This is a genomic window from Kribbella sp. NBC_01484 (assembly GCF_036227145.1).
Lineage (GTDB): Bacteria > Actinomycetota > Actinomycetes > Propionibacteriales > Kribbellaceae > Kribbella.
On record NZ_CP109437.1, the window covers coordinates 1,065,930 to 1,083,125 of the forward strand.

At 68.1% G+C, this 17,196-nt stretch carries 18 protein-coding genes; 10 read left to right on the forward strand and 8 right to left on the reverse strand.

Annotated features, from left to right (window positions below; translation table 11 throughout):
* Window positions 1–13 precede the first annotated feature (13 nt).
* Entirely contained in the window at window positions 14–1,402 is a 1,389-nt protein-coding gene (locus tag OG555_RS05225; protein ID WP_329481537.1) for a UTP--glucose-1-phosphate uridylyltransferase, read from the reverse strand.
* 65 nt (window positions 1,403–1,467) lie between these two features.
* Here OG555_RS05225 and OG555_RS05230 point away from each other — a divergent pair, with 65 nt between their 5' ends.
* The 3 genes from OG555_RS05230 to OG555_RS05240 are packed head-to-tail and all read left to right on the forward strand — an operon-like array spanning window position 1,468 to window position 3,987.
* Window positions 1,468–2,028 (forward strand): 5-formyltetrahydrofolate cyclo-ligase, encoded by a 561-nt coding sequence (locus OG555_RS05230; protein ID WP_329481538.1) that lies wholly within the window; start codon window positions 1,468–1,470, stop codon window positions 2,026–2,028.
* Complete coding sequence (locus tag OG555_RS05235) at window positions 2,021–2,923, forward strand: aminoglycoside phosphotransferase family protein (RefSeq protein ID WP_329481539.1); 903 nt, start codon at window positions 2,021–2,023, stop codon at window positions 2,921–2,923. The genes OG555_RS05230 and OG555_RS05235 overlap by 8 nt, the downstream gene beginning before the upstream one ends.
* Window positions 2,923–3,987 (forward strand): serine hydrolase domain-containing protein, encoded by a 1,065-nt coding sequence (locus OG555_RS05240; protein ID WP_329481540.1) that lies wholly within the window; start codon window positions 2,923–2,925, stop codon window positions 3,985–3,987. Before OG555_RS05235 ends, OG555_RS05240 begins: the two co-directional genes overlap by 1 nt.
* Window positions 3,988–3,992: 5 nt before the next feature.
* Here the strand turns inward: OG555_RS05240 and OG555_RS05245 are convergent, their stop codons facing one another.
* Window positions 3,993–6,515 carry a penicillin acylase family protein gene (locus OG555_RS05245; protein ID WP_329481541.1) on the reverse strand — a complete coding sequence of 841 codons (2,523 nt, stop codon included), beginning with the start codon at window positions 6,513–6,515 and terminating at the stop codon, window positions 3,993–3,995.
* Between the two features lie 79 nt (window positions 6,516–6,594).
* Here OG555_RS05245 and OG555_RS05250 point away from each other — a divergent pair, with 79 nt between their 5' ends.
* From OG555_RS05250 to mscL, 4 genes are all read left to right on the forward strand, one after another.
* Entirely contained in the window at window positions 6,595–7,059 is a 465-nt protein-coding gene (locus OG555_RS05250) for a DUF1203 domain-containing protein (RefSeq protein WP_329481542.1), read from the forward strand.
* 98 nt (window positions 7,060–7,157) lie between these two features.
* Window positions 7,158–7,514 carry an FmdB family zinc ribbon protein gene (locus OG555_RS05255; RefSeq protein ID WP_329481543.1) on the forward strand — a complete coding sequence of 119 codons (357 nt, stop codon included), beginning with the start codon at window positions 7,158–7,160 and terminating at the stop codon, window positions 7,512–7,514.
* Between the two features lie 66 nt (window positions 7,515–7,580).
* Entirely contained in the window at window positions 7,581–8,198 is a 618-nt protein-coding gene (locus OG555_RS05260) for a hypothetical protein (protein ID WP_329481544.1), read from the forward strand.
* Between the two features lie 106 nt (window positions 8,199–8,304).
* Window positions 8,305–8,694 carry a large conductance mechanosensitive channel protein MscL gene (gene mscL / locus OG555_RS05265; protein WP_329481545.1) on the forward strand — a complete coding sequence of 130 codons (390 nt, stop codon included), beginning with the start codon at window positions 8,305–8,307 and terminating at the stop codon, window positions 8,692–8,694.
* A 47-nt stretch (window positions 8,695–8,741) separates the two neighbouring features.
* On the opposite strand, the gene OG555_RS05270 is transcribed toward mscL, so the two are convergent.
* From OG555_RS05270 to OG555_RS05285, 4 genes are read right to left on the reverse strand one after another with little or no spacing between them, the layout of a single operon-like run.
* Window positions 8,742–9,260 (reverse strand): GNAT family N-acetyltransferase, encoded by a 519-nt coding sequence (locus OG555_RS05270; protein WP_329481546.1) that lies wholly within the window; start codon window positions 9,258–9,260, stop codon window positions 8,742–8,744.
* 12 nt (window positions 9,261–9,272) lie between these two features.
* The gene (locus OG555_RS05275; RefSeq protein WP_329481547.1) at window positions 9,273–10,121 is read right to left on the reverse strand and encodes a hypothetical protein; all 849 of its coding nucleotides are present in this window, start codon (window positions 10,119–10,121) and stop codon (window positions 9,273–9,275) included.
* Complete coding sequence (locus tag OG555_RS05280; RefSeq protein ID WP_328526555.1) at window positions 10,118–10,255, reverse strand: hypothetical protein; 138 nt, start codon at window positions 10,253–10,255, stop codon at window positions 10,118–10,120. Before OG555_RS05280 ends, OG555_RS05275 begins: the two co-directional genes overlap by 4 nt.
* A complete protein-coding gene (locus tag OG555_RS05285) occupies window positions 10,252–10,929 on the reverse strand; it encodes a hypothetical protein (RefSeq protein ID WP_329481548.1) in 678 nt (225 codons plus the stop codon). Before OG555_RS05285 ends, OG555_RS05280 begins: the two co-directional genes overlap by 4 nt.
* 452 nt (window positions 10,930–11,381) lie before the next feature.
* On the opposite strand from OG555_RS05285, the gene OG555_RS05290 reads away from it, so the two are divergent.
* Complete coding sequence (locus tag OG555_RS05290) at window positions 11,382–11,987, forward strand: hypothetical protein (protein WP_329481549.1); 606 nt, start codon at window positions 11,382–11,384, stop codon at window positions 11,985–11,987.
* Window positions 11,988–12,231: 244 nt separating this feature from the next.
* Here OG555_RS05290 and OG555_RS05295 read toward each other — a convergent pair whose 3' ends face one another.
* Together OG555_RS05295 and OG555_RS05300 are read right to left on the reverse strand one after the other, a co-directional pair.
* Entirely contained in the window at window positions 12,232–12,891 is a 660-nt protein-coding gene (locus OG555_RS05295; protein ID WP_329481550.1) for a response regulator transcription factor, read from the reverse strand.
* Complete coding sequence (locus OG555_RS05300; RefSeq protein WP_329481551.1) at window positions 12,888–14,891, reverse strand: sensor histidine kinase; 2,004 nt, start codon at window positions 14,889–14,891, stop codon at window positions 12,888–12,890. The genes OG555_RS05295 and OG555_RS05300 overlap by 4 nt, the downstream gene beginning before the upstream one ends.
* A gap of 217 nt (window positions 14,892–15,108) precedes the next feature.
* On the opposite strand from OG555_RS05300, the gene OG555_RS05305 reads away from it, so the two are divergent.
* Both OG555_RS05305 and OG555_RS05310 read left to right on the forward strand, forming a co-directional pair.
* Window positions 15,109–15,765, forward strand: a complete 657-nt coding sequence (locus tag OG555_RS05305; RefSeq protein ID WP_329481552.1) for a hypothetical protein — start codon at window positions 15,109–15,111, stop codon at window positions 15,763–15,765.
* Between the two features lie 55 nt (window positions 15,766–15,820).
* A complete protein-coding gene (locus OG555_RS05310) occupies window positions 15,821–17,119 on the forward strand; it encodes an alpha/beta hydrolase (protein ID WP_329481553.1) in 1,299 nt (432 codons plus the stop codon).
* Window positions 17,120–17,196 lie beyond the last annotated feature (77 nt).

Sequence of the window (17,196 nt, forward strand, 5' to 3'; positions counted from 1 at the left end):
CCCAGGGCTCGGTTCAGCCGCCGAGTACGGCGCCGTCCGGGATCTCCCGGCGCTCACCCGCCGGCGCCTGCAGCTCCACGTCGCCGACGATGACCACATCCTTGCCGAAGGCAACGTCACCGCGCACCTCGAGCCGGTCGGCCCGGACCAGCGACGGCGGCCCGACCGGGAACCGCGTGTCGAAGTCGGCCAGGATCTTGAAGTACTCCGGGTCCAGGTCGACGTACGGCTCGTCGCCCTCGTGCGTCGTGGTCAGGTCGCCGGCCTCGTCCAGCTCGTACACGTCCGAGCGCAGTACGAGCAGGTCGTTCGTCGTCTTCACCGGCTTGAACCGGCTGCGGTCGACCAGCACCGCCTGCGAGCCCTCGAAGGTCTCGATCGCGGTGCCCATCCCGGTCTCCAGCTGGATCACCTTGGGTGACGTGGGGTCGGCCGGGTCGACGGTCTTGCGGTTCACGATGATCGGCAGCCCGAGGATCCCGTCGTGCCCGTCCATCAGCTCGGCCAGCTGGTCCAGGTCGATCCACAGGTTGTTGGTGTTGAAGGTCCGGTGCCGCGCGATGTCCTGGAAGTACTTCGTATCCGTGTCCGCGACCTGCGCGCTGTCCCGCAGGATCAGCCGCCCGTCGGACTTGCGCACCGCGACGTGCCCGCCCTTGCGGTCGGACCGGGTCCGGCGGCAGACCTCCATCCCGAACGGTACGGCGTGCTCCGCCATCCAGGCGGCGATCCGCGGGTCCGGGGTCGCGCCGAGGTTGTCCGCGTTCGAGATGAACGCGTGCCGGAAACCGTGTTCCCGCAATGCGTCGAGGGTGCCGGAGGCAACCAACGCGGTGAACAGGTCGCCGTGGCCCGGCGGGCACCAGGCCAGCTCCGGGTCCGGCTCCCAGTCGGCCGGGGTGAGGTCCTCGGCGAGCAGCTTCGGCTCCATGTTCTGCATAAAGTCCAAGGGCAGGCCGTCGATCGCGAGACCGTCGTACTCGCTCAGGATCTGCAGGGACTCCGCCTTGGTGCGGAACGAGTTCATCAGCACCAGCGGCAGCGGTACGTCGTACTTGCGCCGCGTACTGAGGATCTGGCGGGCGATGATGTCGAGGAAGCTCAGCCCGTCCTTGACCTGCAGTGCGGACTTGGGGCCGGTGACGCCCATCGACGTACCGAGGCCGCCGTTGAGCTTGATCACGGCGGTCTCGGCCAGCGCGGCCCGCATCGCCTCGGGGTCGGTGTCCAGGTGGTCCAGGTGCGGCAGGTCGCCGACCGGCTCGATGTCGTCCTCGCGGATCGTGCCCTGCTGACCGGACTCGAGCAGCCGGTAATAATGCGTGAAGACGCGGATCGCGACGTCGGCAGCGCCGGCCGCGCGCATTTTCTCCTGCGCCTGTCTCAGACCTGCCTCACTCATGCACCAACCCTAGGGGACGTCCGGCAATCACAGTGTTAAGCGCGTCACGCTCCTACGATCGAGGGGTGTTCCAATCGAAGGCCGCGGCGCGGCAGTACTTGCTCAGTGCCCGCAGTGCCCGGTCTCATGCGGAAGATCTGCTGAGGAGTGCCCAGCAGGTCGTGTCTGACGCGCACCGGGTGGCTTTGTACGTATCAAGGGGTCCGGAGCCGCAGACGGGCGCTTTGATCGACTGGTTGCTTGCGGCCGGCCACGAGGTGCTGCTGCCGATCTTGTACGCCGACAACGACATCGGCTGGGGTGTCGCACCGGGTGCTGCCGATCTGGTGCCCGGCCGGCTGGGACTGTCCGAGCCGCCGTTCGATCTGGGCTCGGACGCTATCGCCACCGCCGATCTGGTCATCTGCCCGGCGCTGGCCGTCGCCCGCGACGGTGTGCGCCTGGGACGCGGCGGCGGCTCGTACGACCGGGCGCTCGCTCGCGTGAGACCCGGTACGCCGATCTGGGCCGCGGTGTACGACTCCGAGATCGTCGAAGCGCTTCCGGCCGACGCCCACGACCATCTGGTGGACGCAGCGCTCACCCCAAATCACTTGATCGCGCTGCGAAGATCAGTGGATGACTGAGACCGCGGTCCAAGCCGCAGCCACAGCCGCACGTGACCTCGGCCTGACGGTCACCGACCCGACAGTCCTGTACGACGCATTCTCCGTGGTCGTGCATCTCAAGCCGTCCCCGGTGGTCGCCCGGGTGCCGATGAACCTCCCGGACTACCTGACGGACGTCGAGGTCGCCGAACGACGCCAGCAGCGCGAACTGGACCTGGCCGCGTGGCTGCTCTCGAATGGCCATCCGGTCGTCGCGCCAAGCCCGCTCGTGCCGCTGAAGCCGGTGGAGCGAGATGGGTTCTCGATGACGTTCTGGCAGTACGTCGAGCAGTCCGGGCAGGTCGATTACCTCGCCGCGACCACCCGAGCCGCCGAGCTGCACGCCGTACTCGCGGACTACCCGGAGGAACTGCCCTGGCTGACTCCACTGCTCGCGGTGCCCTCTGGCCTCGCGACTCTGGAGGCTGTGCCGGGTCTGCTCGAGCAGGAGGACGTGGACCGGGCCCGGGCGGAGTGGGAGGTGCTGCGGCCGGTGCTGACGAGCAGGGCCGGGTTCGAGGCGGTCTTCCCGGCGGCGACGATCCAGACGATCCATGGCGATGCACCGGCGTACAACGTCATTCCGACGACAGGCGGCATGGTGTGGGCCGACTTCGAGGACGCGACGCTCGGTCCGATCGAGTGGGACATGGCCGGGTTCGGACCGGACCTCGGCAAGGTGTACGACGAGGCCGCGGCGGCCCTCGGACGACCACAGCTCGACGAGCGCGTGCAGCAGGTGATGGACACGGCTCGGGTGCTCCAGATCGCGGTGTGCACGCCACTGGTGCAACAGATGCCGGCGCTGGCCGACGGCATCCGGATGTTTGTCGGACAGTGGCGCGCGATGCCCTTCGCTGGTGGACTGGGCTGATGCTGAGCAAGTACGTCGATGACGGGGTCCTGGCCGGGCTCGTCTCCTTGGTGAGCCGTGGGGACGAGACGCGGGTCGAGGTCATCGGCAGGACGGCCTTCGATGGTCCGGAGCTGCACCGGGACAGCCTGTTCCGGGTTGCGTCGTTCACCAAGCCGATCGTCGCGGCGGCCGCCATGATCCTGGTCGACGAGCTCCGGCTCTCCATGGACACCCCTGTCGACGACCTGCTGCCGGAGCTGGCGAACCCGGCCGTACTGCGGCAGCCGGACGGCCCGATCGATGACACGGTCCGGGCGGCGCGGCCGATTACGCTGCGGGACCTGCTCACGTTCAGGCTCGGATTGGGCGAGTCGGACAACCCGGCTCTCCGGCAGCGTGAGGAGGAGCTGGAGCTGCGGACGTTCGGGCCGCCGGTGCCGCGGACGCCGTTGGATCCCGACGAGTGGATGCGGCGGCTGGGGACGCTGCCGCTGCAGTTCCAGCCCGGAGAGCGGTGGCTGTACTCGACCGGCTCGCATGTGCTCGGCGTACTGATCGCACGGGCGACCGGGCAGCCGTTGGGGGACTTCCTGCGGGAGCGGATCTTCGAACCACTGGGGATGCACGACACCGCCTTCACCGCATCGGATCCGGCGCGGCTGACGACTGCGTACGTCGGGAACGACGTACTCGACACGGCATTCGGCAGCCAATGGCTGTCGGAGCCTCCGTTCCCGGACGCGAGTGGTGGGCTGATCTCCACCGCCGACGACTTCCACGCTTTCGCGCGCATGCTGCTCGCCGGTGGAGACAGGGTGCTGTCGCCGGCCGCCGTAGCGGAGATGACGACCAATCAGCTCACCCCGGCGCAGCGCGTGGCGGCCGTCGACTTCCTCGGGCCGGAGACCGGTTGGGGCTACGGACTGTCCGTCGGCGGCGGACGGTACGGCTGGGCCGGTGGTCTGGGCGCGCTGTGGTCGACGACGCCGGCCGAGCAAACGATCTCGATCCTGCTGACCCAGCGGGCGCTCTGGACCTGGCCGGAGGAGCTGTTCGCCGAGGCCAACGCGCCCGCCTGGTGACCTAGCTAGCGGTCCGGCTTGGTGAACGTCAGGGCGTGCTTGCGGGCCGCCTCGACGGCACCCTTGGTGTAGGCCCACGGCAGCGTCTCGCCCCGAACCCACAGCTTGGTTTGATCGGTGTAGTTGGACGAGAACGCGTGCCCGGACACACCGGTCAGGTTCACCCAGCGAGACTTGTCGAAGTCGGACAGATCGACCACCATCCGCATCGACGGCGTCGCGGTGACCGTGTAGCCCTCGGACGCGTCCCAGGCGGTCGCGTCCACGATCGACGAACCGCCGCCGAGCTCGTACGGACCGCGGTTGAACAGTCTGTCGATCAGGCCGATCCCGGACTTGCCCAGCGTCTGGTTGGTCAGCGTGAGCTTGTGCAGCTTGCCCCACTGCCAGTTGGCGGGCTCACGAGCCATCTTCTGCGTGATCTCGGTCCGTGCGTCGACCAGGGCCTCGCGCAGGATGTCGTCCCGGTTCTCGTGCTGCGGCGTACCGATGTTGTCCCACCAGGTGCTGTTCGGCTGGCCGAGCAGCGTGTGGATCACCTCGAACCAGCGCGAGCCGCCGTCCGGCCAGGTGCCCTCGGGGAGCTGGTCATGGAAGGTGAGAGACAGCAGATTGCGCCAGACGACGTTGAAGTACGCCGCCGCCGCGGAGTCGGCGGGCTGGGTGAAGTCCCAGTTCCGCAGGGTGTCCTGGCCTTGTTTGTCGAACGCGTCGTCGATGCTGATCTGGAGCAGGTACGGCACCAGCATCTCGGCGGCCCGGTTCTTGGTGTCGAGCTGGATCGACGCCATCGCGTTCGCGTCCAGCTTCCCGGCGGACTTGATCCGGTCCAGGATCTGCTGCGACCGGTAGCCGTAGTCCCAGTCGTTGGTGAGGTAGTAGGTGTATCCATGCGGTACGACGGCCTGGTTCGCGGTGACGATGATCCCGTCCGGTGGATCGAACTCATTGGGTAACGCGTCGAACGGGATGTACCCGGTCCAGTAGTACTTCGGGTCCCAGCCAGGCACCGGCCAGTCGCCCCGGCCGGTCTTGCGGATCGGGATCAGTCCCGGCGCCTGATAGCCGATGTGCCCGTCGGTGTCGGCGTACACGAGGTTCTGCGAGGGGACCTGGAACTGCCGTGCGGCGGCACGGAACTCGGTCCAGTTCTGGGCCTGGTCGATCGCGAAGAGCGCGTCGGCGGTGCGGCCCGGATTCAACGCGGTCCACTGCAGTGCGACGCCGTACGCCTGCGGGTACTTCGCCTGTTTGGCGGCCGCATCACCGACCTGGCGCTCGTCGTCACCGACGTCGGAGATGAGCGGACCGTGCCGGGTCTCGCGGACTGTGATCTTCACCGGCTGGTCCTGGCCGGCGACCTTGAACGTCTCCTCGCGCGTCGCCATCGCGCGCCACTTGTTGTTGTAGAGGACGTTGTTGCCGTCGATCCGCTCCAGGTACAGGTCCTGGACATCCGGGTCGAGGTTGGTGAACCCCCAGGAGATCGCGTTGTTGTGGCCGATCACCACGCCGGGCAGACCGGAGAAGCTGAAGCCGGAGACGTCGAACGGGCAGCTCTTGCCGACGCTGTTGCAGTGCAGGCCGACCTGGGTCCAGATGCCTGGCATGGTCGCGCCCAGATGCGGGTCATTGGCCAGCAGCGGCTTGCCGGTGGTGGTGTGGTCGCCGGAGACGACCCACGAGTTCGAGCCGATCCCATCGCCCTGGCCGAGCAGCTCGGGCAGTCCCTTGGCGACTTTCTGGACGGTGTCGAGGGACTTCAGGAAGTCCTTCGACAGCATGCCGCGGTCCGCGGTGACCGGGGAGGTGGTGAACTTGCCGTCCTTGACCGCGCCGGTGGTCATGATCGGCTGGTTCCGGTCGTACGGGTACTGCGGGTAGAGGCTCTCGATGTTGCGGGCCGGGAACGTCGCGACCAGCTTGGTCCGGGTGATCTCCTCGTCCAGGTTGCCGCCGAGGTCCCACGCCATCGCCTTCAGCCAGGACAGCGAGTCCGCCGCGGTCCAGGGCTCTGGGTGGTAGTCGGTGCCCTTGAGTGACAGAACGGCGTACTCCAGGCTGAGGCCCGATCCGCTGTGAGTGGACAGGTACGCGTTCACTCCGCGGGCGTAGTCGTCGAGGTACTGCCGGGTGGTCGGGCTGAGCAGACCCAGCTCCTTCTCGGCGACCCGGCGCCAGCCGAGCGTGCGGACGAACTTGTCCGTCTCGAGTGCGTCCTTGCCGAACAGTTCGCTCAGCCGGCCGGCGGTGACGTGCCGGCGGAAGTCCATCTCGAAGAACCGGTCCTGTGCGTGCACGTAGCCCTGCGCGGCGAACAGGTCGGCCGGGGTGTCGGCGTAGATCTGCGGAATGCCGTTCGCGTCCCGGACCACATTGACGTCACCGTCCAGGCCGGACAGCTCGATCGTTCCGTCGTACGACGGGAACGAGTGGCGGACGACGAAAACGACGGTTCCCGCGATCACCAGGAGGACGGTGGTGAGGGCGATTCCGCTGATGATGACGACTCGAAGCAGGCGACGCACGGACCCAACCGTAGAGAATCCCCCGGCGCGCCCCAAATGGGGTCCCTCACAACTTTGCGTTGCTCTGCGTTCTGTGGACATGAACCCAGAGTTGGTGTACATCCCCGTCCCGTTCTCCGAGCTGGACCGGATCCGGTGCAACGGTCATGACGACTTCGGGAACGCCGTCGTTTCCCGGACCGCGGGCGGCGGCGAGCCGCTGCGTTGCTGCCTCACGCTGGCGCGGGCCGGCGACCAGATCGCCCTGGTGTCGCACCGGCCGATGACGGCCGGCGGTCCGTACGCCGAGGTCGGGCCGGTGTTCGTGCACACGACCGACTGTCCGGTGCCGGCGGCGGACGTCTTCCCGCTGGACTTCCGGGACCGGCAGGCGGTGCTACGCCCGTACGACGTCTCGGGCCAGATGCTGGACGGAGTCGTCGCGGAGCCTGGGACGAGCGAGGCGGAGCTCAAACGACTGTTCGAGGACGCGACCGTGGACTCGGTCCAGGTGCGGAACGTGATCGCCGGCTGCTGGAACTTCACAGTGCGGCGTCAGGGCTGAACAGTCCGTTCCGCGGGCTTGAGTTGGAATACTTCGGGCCGCTGGCGCATTATTAGCAGTCGAGTAGTAGGAGTGCCAGCGGCCTGAAGGGACCAATCGTGCCGACGTACCAGTACCAGTGCACCGACTGCGGCGAGGCCCTCGAGGTGCGCCAGAGCTTCACAGACGATGCGCTGACCGTGTGCCCGAACTGCCAGGGCACGCTGCGCAAGGTCTTCAACGCCGTGGGCGTCGTGTTCAAGGGCTCCGGCTTCTACCGCAACGACAGCCGCTCGTCCGGTAAGAGCTCGGTCCCGGCGAAGTCCGAGTCGACCGCCTCGTCCTCGTCGTCGGGCTCGTCGTCATCGTCGGACTCCTCCTCGTCTTCCTCGAAGTCTTCGTCGAACGGTTCGTCGTCGAGCGGCTCGTCGTCCAGCGGGTCCTCGTCTTCGGGCACCAATACGAGCGCGGCCTGACCTTCTCCTCCGCCGCCTGTGGATAACTGAGGGGCGGGTGTCGGCGAAACTCGTACTTTCTCTGGCATGAGAACCCCTTCCTTCCTTCGTGATCTGCTCCGGGCCGCCCGGTGGCATCGCCGGCTGCTGGCCGGCGTCGCCGCCGCGGCCGCCGTGTACTTCGGCCTCGTCGCCCTGTCCCCGCCACCTCCACCGACCGTCGCCGTGCTGGCCGCTGCGCGCGACCTGGCGGGCGGAGCTGTGCCCGCGGGCGCCGATCTCCGGACCGTCGACCTCCCTCCGGGCTCGGTGCCCGACGGCGTCCTCAGACCCGGCGCCGATCTGACCGCCCGCGTGCTGAGCGGCCCGGTCCGATCCGGCGAGCCACTCACCGACGCCCGCTTCCTGGCTCCTGCCGCAGTGCCGGCCGGATCGCTCGCCTATCCGTTCCGCATCGACGACGCCGACATCAGCGCACTCCTCCGCGTCGGCGACCACCTCAACCTGTACGCCGCGACCAGCACAGCGTCTGACGACGCAAGCCTTCTCGCCCGAGCGGTCCGCGTCATCGCCCTGCCAACCCCACGTACGACGAGCTCCGGCGCACTGATCGTGGTCGCGACAACCCCCGAGATCGCGACGCGGTTGGCCCAGGCAACCACGAACTCCAGAATCACCGTGGCACTGACGCCGGACACGAGTTGATTACCCAGCGACACGATGCGTCGCTGTCCGGCGCGGTCCCTCGCCCTCGCAGGTCTGCGGTCCTACCTTGTCTCGGGTACAACCACCGCTTCGTGGAGGCACCCATATGCTCAAGGGCTTCAAGGAATTCATCATGCGCGGGAACGTCGTCGACCTCGCGGTCGCCGTCGTCATCGGCGCCGCGTTCGGCAAGATCGTCAGCGCCCTCGTGGATGGGCTGATCAACCCGCTGATCGCCGCGATCTTCGGCAAGACGGATATCAGCGGCGTCTGGTTCTTCAAGATCAACGGCGCGGAGTTCCACATCGGCTGGATCCTGCAGGCGGCGTTGAACTTCCTGTTCGTCGCCGCGGCCATCTACTTCCTCATCGTGATGCCGCTCAACAAGCTCGCCGAACGCCGCGCCCGCGGCGAGGAGCCAGAGCCTGAGTCACTGACCACCGACCAGCAGCTCCTGACCGAGATCCGCGACGCCCTCCGGACGCGTCAGAGCTGACTCGGAGTGGGTAGGCGCACAACCTCAGCCCCTGAGCTCGCCGGCGCCTACCTGCTCCCGTGGGGTAGCTGCTCCGCGAGCCAGGTGGGCTCGCCGGCATAGCGCATCCAGCGGTAGGCCATGGGCTGGCCCTGGTTCCATTCGTCCATCAAGGCGGCCGGGACGTCGACGAAGCCGGTGCGGTGGTAGGTGCGGATCGCGACCTCGTTCTCCGGCCGGACCCGGAGGAAGACCTCCGAGTACCCGGCGGCCACCGCCGGCGGGAGCAAGGCGCGCACCAACTCCAGGCCGATCCCGCGACCGCGGACCTTGGGATCCACGATGATCCGCGCCAGCTCGACCTCGTCCTCCTCGTCGTCCAGCCACACCTCGCCGTACCCGACCGGCCGGTCACCGTCGAACAGCAGATAGGAGTGGATATCCGGGTCGACCTTCCGCCAGCTCGCCTTCAGTTCCTCCGGGAACGGGTACTCGACCTGCCCGGACAGCAACGCCACTTCCTTCGCGTCCACGGCCCACCCCGCGACCAGAACGGCGTACTCGTCGGAAAACCCCCGAAGCTCCACGGCCCTCTCCCCCTAGTTCACGAACTCGACGATCGTTCGCACCAGCTGATCCAGGTAGGGCGGGAAGGCGGGCGTCGGCGGTTCCGGACACCCGGCCAGCTCACGACTCCCCCGGATCGATCGCAACAGCGCGTCGACCGTCTTCCGCTGGTGAGCCGGATTCTCCGGCACCGAAGGCACCACCGCCACCGAAATACGCCCACGCGCCGCCCCGATTCCGACCTCGCCGGCGCCAAGCGACCCGGCCGCATCGGCGCCGACTGGCTCGGCCGTACCAAGGCCAGCCGGCCCGGCCGCATCAGGTCGAACTGGTTCGGCCGCATCAGCGCCAACCGGATCGATCGCGTCGGCGGCAACCGGATCGGCCGCGTCGGCGGCAACCGGATCGGCCGCGTCGGCCGCGACCGGATCGATGGCGTCGGTGGCCAGGCGGGCGAGGTTCGCTTCGGTGACGCCGCGGAGGGTCTCGCCGGCGAGTAGGGCGTCTGCGGCGTCCGGCGGGCAACCTCGCTCGATCAGGCCGGTGCGGGTCCGCGCGTCGAGGTCGGGATCGCCGGCGGTGGCCGGCCAGGCGAGCAGGAGGTGATCGACCAGGTGCGGAAGGTTCAAGGCCAGCAGGACGGCTACGGTGCACCCGTTGGATGCCCCAACGATCGTGAGCGGTTCATGGTGGTTCGCCAGGAGTTCACCCAGCGCTGCACGTTCGACGTCCCAGCCGCTCGGCCGCCGCGGGCGGTCGGGAGCGAGCACCTTCAGCCCGGCGGATGTGAGTCCCCCGGTGATGCCCGTCGTACCCCAGAAAGCTTCTGCGTCCATGGCGTCCCAGAGGCCGCCGTGGACGAGCACTACGGACTTACTCATCCGTGGTGGGGCGGAACCTCGTTCAGGATGCGTTCGTCGTCGTCGCCGGAGTCGTCGTCGCCCCAGGTCCGCGGGTCGTCGTCCCGGGTCTGCTCGGGGAGCAGCGGCTCGTCGTCTTCGTACGGGCTCGTCATGGTTCCAGATTACCGAGTCGCCGGGGCTCGCCGGGACCGATTTCGCCCTGGACTACACCCGGCGGCAACTGCCGGCCGGTGGCGGCCTCGATCAGCGGCGCGATCCCCGGTTCGCCTTGCCAGCGATCGCTTCCGAGCACACACCAGGAGGTCAGTACTGACAGTGTCGGCGTCGCCAGTCCGGCCAGCCGCAGCGGCTCCGCGTTCTGGAAGCCGAAAGTGATCATCCAGTTGGCCGGATCCGGATAGAACTCCTGCACGGCGCTGTAGTAGAAGCTCATCCAGCCGCTCCGGGGCAGGTGGCACAGCAACCGGTAGTTGGTCGCGATCGTCGGGACTTCCTGCAGGTCGCGCCACATCAGCTGCATGTCCCGCTTCGCCGCCGCCTTCCGGCTCGCGTTCACGGCGGCGTTCGCGGCCATCAGGCCCAGCACCAGTCCCGGCTTGCCGATGAACAGGCCGCCGCTGTGCGTGTAGCGACCGCTGCCGCCGTACAGGCGCGCGTACTGCAGGGGCGTGTTCACGTACGCGACCTCGCCCGGCTCGAGGACGAGGCCGTACATGGTCAGTACTTGCGGGGAGTTGCCCGCCATCAGCCACCGGGCCCAGTCGATCCCCAGCTGCCACTCGGCGCGCTCCCGCTCCGCGGCAGCCTTCTTGTCGTTGCGACCCACGGCACAGCATCGTAATCCGCGACCCGGTCGAGAGCCCGCGGACCAGCGGGTCGCGCCGAACAGCCGCACCACCGGGCCGATCGGACATCCGCCCAGCACGCGCACCCCGGCCGATCCCGACAACCGCCAGCACGCGCACCTCGGCCGATCCCGACAACCGCAGAGCACGCGGAGCACCCGGCCGATCCGGACCGAACAGCACGCGGACCAGCCGACCGATCCCGACAACCGCACAGCACGCGCACCACCCGGCCGATCCGGACGACCGAACTGTTCGGATTAGCGAGTGGACAAGGACGGGCGAACAGCGCGTGGACGTTACAGGTCGGCCTCGGTTGGCCTACGATCCGCCGGCGTGACCGGATAGACGCGCCGCCGTGATGTTCTGGCACGCGGGACGTGACTCCGGTCGACCATCATGGGTGACCTTGCCAACCCGGAAGGACCGAGTCGTGAGTGCATTACGGACACGGGGCCTGATCGGTGCGACGCTCGTCGTGGCTGTGCTCGGAGCTACCGCCGCCTGCGGTAACGAGAACACCACGTCCCCGCCCGCCGCCCAGCCCACTGATACGCCGACCACCCCCGGCACACCTACCCCGTCGCCCACCCCCAGCGGCACCCCGAGCATGGACTGTCCCGACACCATCGCGGCGGTCCGCGCCTCTACCGACAAGGTGGTCTGGGGCAAGGGCGCGGCGACCTCGTTGTTCCAGCCGGTCAGCGTGACCATCTGCCAGTTCGACACGGAGGCGTCCGGGCAGGACTACGCGACCGTGACAACCAGACGCAACGGCAGCCAGGCGACCGACCTGCTCGCTCTGGTGAACGCATCGAAGCCCGTTGCCAAGAAGCCGGCCATCTGCACCAAGGAGCTCGGCCCGACGTACGTGCTGCGGTTCACCGACAACGATCGTGGCGTGCTGTCGTACACAGCGGAGGCCTTCGGCTGCCGCCGCCTGGTGGCGACCTCCCTGGAAGGCCAGGGCAAGCCGGGCACGCTGCCGGCCCCACGCCAGGTGACCCCCGAGCTGATCAAGTCGCTCGGCCTGCGCTGACCCTGCGCCGGACGCGCCCCCCGAAGCCGTCCGGACCAGGGTCAACCCGCGCCTGCCTTGCGGGTCCCTTCCAAGGTCGACCCGCAAGGCAGGCAGCGGCTGGATCGGTCGTCAGGCGCAACTGCGCGTCACTGGCGTCTTCGGCCGGCATGGCGCGTGGAACGGTGCGGCCGCGGCCCGGACGGCGAGCATGGATCGGTGGGCTGGATTCCTCCTTTGCACAGGCAATCGCTGTGCACCTCCCCTATGTCCTCCCCAGACCGGCTTCGCGGGCTTTGACGATCGCCTGCGCGCGGTCGGCGACCTGCAGCTTGGTGAAGATGCTCGAGACGTGGTTCCGGACCGTCTTGTCCGCCACGACGAGCACCTGTGCGATCTCACGGTTCGAGCGCCCGGCCGCGATCAACGCAAGAACCTCCTCCTCCCGCTCGGTGAGCGCCGAGAAGGTTTGACCACGGCGACCGGAGCGCCGGTCGGTTCCCACCAGGTCGAGAATGTGGTCCGCGACAGTCGGCCCGAAGACCGCCTCCCCTGCGGCGACTGCTCGGATGGCAGCGAGGATCCTGTCGCCGGTGGCCCCTTTGACGAGATACCCGCGGGCTCCGGCCGCCATCGCGGCGAGCACGGACTCATCATCCTCCAGCATCGTCAACACCAGTACGGCGACCTTTGGCGCTTCGACCGCGAGTCGCCGAGTGGCATCGATTCCGCTGACGCTTGGCATGTGGACGTCGAGCAGCGCCACGTCCGGCATGTGCTCCACCGCAAGAGCAACGGCCTCGCCACCATCTGCCGCGACGCCCACCAGGTCGACGTCGTCGGCGTCGGTGACGACGGCCGCCAGCCCCTGGCGGTAGACCGGATGATCATCCGCGAGAACAACCCGGATCGCGCCGCCGGTCATCGTGCGGTCACGGGCAGCATGGCAACGACCTCGGTCCCTTGATCCTGGCGGAACCGCACGGTACAGGCGCCCCCGAGTTCTTCGGCGCGCGCCCGCATCGAAGCCAGGCCCGCGCCACGTACCGGCCCGACCGGAACAGCGCCGGTCCCGTCGTCGCGGATCGTGACGTGCAGACCGCTGTCCATCGTCAGGCGGACGTCGCAAGCCGCAGCATGGCTGTGCCGTACGACGTTCGTCAGCGCCTCGAGCGTGATCCGGTAGGCCGCTGCCTCGACCGCGGTAGGCAGCTCCGGCAACGGTTCCGCGACGACGCTGACGACGAGATCGCCCCGGGTCCTGGAGCTGATCAGTCCGGCGTGATGAACCAGAGCCGGCACCAGGCCGATCACGTCGAGCATCGTCGGGTGCAGATCCGCGACGATCCGCCGGATCTCGGTCACCGCCGCGGTGGTCTCGGCGCCGAGCGACTCGAGCAGCGCGCTGATCTCGGGATCGGCCCGGCGAGTCCGCTGCGCGGCCGACTCCAGGCCGAGGGAGATGCCGGCCAGCGTCGGCCCCAAACCGTCGTGCAGGTCCTGCCGGATCCGCCGCCGTTCTTCTTCGCGGGACGTGACCAGGGCTTCGCGCGACTGTCGCAGTTCCCTGGTGACCCTGACATCGTGGGCCGCAACACCGATCTGTGCAGCGAACGTCTCCAAGAGCCGGGTGTCCGCCGCACTCAACCCCACCTCGCCGCGGCGGACACCGACAACCAGAGTGCCGACCTGCTGGCCGGCGTGCTTCAGGTCGAACTCCACGGTCCGCGCCGGCGGTTCGCCCGACGTACATGCAGGTTCTGCATCGTTCTCCAACCGCACCGCGGCGTACGGCAATCGCAACGTCTGGCGGACGGTCTCTGCGACCACGGGCAGGACAGCGCCCGAGTCCAGAGCTGCACCTAATCGGTCCCCAAGGGTGGTCAGTGCGGACAGTGGGTCGCGGCGGTCGCCGTACAACAGCCGATCCACTGCTCGTTGGACGCGCTGCCGGATGGCGGCCAGCAGCAACACCGCGGCGGCCGCCGCGGCTGCCGGGAACAGACCGGCGTCGAGTTGGGCCCCTACCGCGACTGCCGCGACGCTGTAGACCGCCAGTGCGGCGGCAGTCAGGACCAGATAGGCGAGGGTGCGGGACAGCGCGATCTCGATGTCGAATGCTCCGTACCTGACGATGCCGACGCCAAGTGCGGCGATCGCGAGCACGGTGACCCCGAGCCCGACGGTCTCCGGCAGGTCGATCGGCAGCAGCATCGGGATCGCCAGCAGCAGGACGCTGGCGACGAACCATGCGTACTGCTGCCGCTCGGGCCCGTTGACGCGGCGCATCCGGATCGCGATACCGACAGTTGCCGACAAAGCCACTGCGAAGACCACCCCGATGCAGACCACCGCCAGGGCCATCTGCGGACCGTCCGGAAACGGCAGATCGAACGGAGTGCCGACCACGGACACACCCATCGTGTCGTCGACGATCACGTGCGTCGTACCGGCGGCAAGCGTTGCGATGACGATGGCGGCACCTGTCGCCCGTGCCGGCCAGCGCCAACCGGGCGACGAGAGGCGGCCGCTCGGGAACAGCAAGGTCAGCGACCCGAGGATCACCAAGAGCCCGGTCATCCAGAGCACACTGGCGCAGAGGGCCGCCAGGCTGATCAACGGCAGGGAACCGGGTCGAGTGTGCAGCGCGTAGTACACATAGGGATCCGCGGCACCCGAGATCGCGACCAGCAAGGCCCCAGCCGCGAGCAACGGTCCGAGGCGGTTCCCCGGCTGTCTCGACAACACCAGCACAGCGACCACGCCGAACGCCAGCGCGGAGATCCAACCGCTGGCCCCGTTGCTGTCGACGAACGCGGAAAGACTGGTTCCGTTCGCGACGGTCAGCGCGACTGTGGTCGCGGACAGCCCGGCGATGGCTGCGAGGACGAGCAGCGGCGCCGGTCTGAGCCTCGCTGATCTCATGGCGCCCTCCGGTGGCAACCCTGCTACGCGCCGGGGTCCCAGCCACAGTCTGCGCGCGAGTGTGCCGCTATGCACGGGACCGGAGTCCTGTCCTCGGCCCGGGACAACTGGAGCGCCGCAGCCGGGACAAGTCGGGGCACCGGCCCGATGTGTCCGGGACAGCGGCGCGCGCACGGTCAGGGAAACCAACGCGCTGCCAACCCGAAAGGACCCTGCCATGACCATCATCGACGCCGCTCAGGACAGCCTGGTACGACCGTCACGCCGAATCCGGACCTGGGCTGCGGTCCTGTTGCCGATCGGACCTCTGCTCACCGTCGCCGAAGCAGCGATCCCGCACGGGGCGACAGATGCCACCAGCCAGGGGTGGTCCATCCTCGCCGGCCTGGTCAGTACGCCGTTCCTGTTCGCCACTGTCGCGATTGCCGCCGCGGTGTCGTGGCGGTCCTCCCGACGGATGGCCGGCATCGCGTTCGTTGCGCTCACCGTCCAGCTGTTCGGTCTGGCCGCGCTGCACGGGATCGAGGCATTCCAGCTCGCCGCGACCAACGACGGCATCAGCCAGGCAGACCTCGACCACGCGATGGACGGCCTGCTGTCGATCCCTCCAGGTCCGGTGTTCCTGGTGATGTTCATGGGCGGTCTACTCGTCGGCTCCATCGCCCTGAGCTGGGCCGAGTTCCGGACCCGCTCGATCACGCCGGCCGTTCCCATCCTGATGGTGGTCACCTCCGTGCTGGACATGACGATTCCGGATGAAGCCCCCGCGGTGGTGAAGACCTGCGGCCTGGGCCTGTTCGCGGCTTGGAGCATCGTGCTTGCGGTATCCGTCCATCGCGGTGGCGGATTCGCCAAGGGGCTGCCGACCGCTTGACACTCGACGACACCGGCTGTTGCCCTGAACACCACAAGTCGTTTCGGGAGGGTGCATGCGGCGGGTACCACTGCTGTTCGTGCTGCTCCTCATCTGCACCGCCTGCTCCCCTCCCGACCATGACGCCTGCACAGAGGGCTTCACGTGTACGACGTTGCGCGTGCCGCTCGACCGTCAGCAGCCGAGCGGCCCGTCGCTGGACCTCGGGGTGATCGCAACCGACAACGTGGACGCGCCGCGTGGTGTGCTGCTGCTCCTCGCGGGTGGTCCTGGTCAGCCTGGTGTCTCGCTGCTGCCTCGCCTGCGCAACAACCTCCATCCGGACGTGTTACGCGAGTACAGGGTGGTGATGTTCGACCAGCGCGGCACCGGGCCGAAGGGGATCAATTGCCCTTCTTTACAAGAGACTGTGGGTGGTTCGGACTTTCTGACGCCGCCGACGGAGGCAGTGGACGACTGCGCGCAAAGGATCGGCGCTGGGGTCGGGTACTACGGCACGCCGGACACGGTCGAGGACATCGAGCAACTGCGTCAGGACCTCAAGGTCGATCGGCTGACACTGGACGGGACGTCGTACGGGAGCTTCACGGCGGCGCAGTACGGTCTGAAGTATCCGGATCGGGTGCAGGCGCTCGTGCTGGACTCGGTCGTGCCGCACAAGGGCTTCAACCCGATGGGCGTCGATCTGATGGCCGCGACCGGCGGAGTGCTCACGGCCGCGTGTCACCAAGACCCTGCGTGTACGACGGATCCCGTTGCCGACTTGGCGTGGTTGGTGCAGCACGGCGTCAGTGGCACGGATCTGATGGAGAGCCTGTCGGTCGCCAGCCTCAACTCGGTCAACCCATCACTGAAAGGGATCCCGGCGATCCTCCATGCCGCCCGCAATGGCGACGACACGGGTCTGAAAGAGCTCCTCCAGCAGACAACAAGCATGGGGCTCAGCTACGACACCTTGTCGGCCGGACTGCACATGGCCACCCTCTGCTCGGACCTTCGCTTCCCTTGGTCCGGCACAGCCAACCGCACTGCCGCGCTGGATGCCGCCGTACGACGGCTGGACCCGAAGCGGCTGTATCCGTACGACGTGCGGACCGCGCGCGACCAGCTCATGATCCAGGGCTGTGTCAGGTGGCCGGCTGCGCGAGTGTCGACGTACCCGGCCAGTCAGGAGTTGTTGCCGCGCACACTGATCCTGCACGGGAGCAACGACCTGTTCTGTCCGCTCGAATGGTCTCAGTGGGAGCAGGGACATGCACGGTCCGCCAAGTTGGTCGTCATACCGGGAAGCGGTCACAGTGTGCAGCGGGATCCGCGCGGTCAGCAGGCAGTCCGTGCGTTCTTGCTGGTCTAGTCCGCCTGGGTGAGATCCAACTGTGCGTGAACGGTTGCAGCACCTGGGTGACTCGATGCGTCTAATAGGTGTGAGGT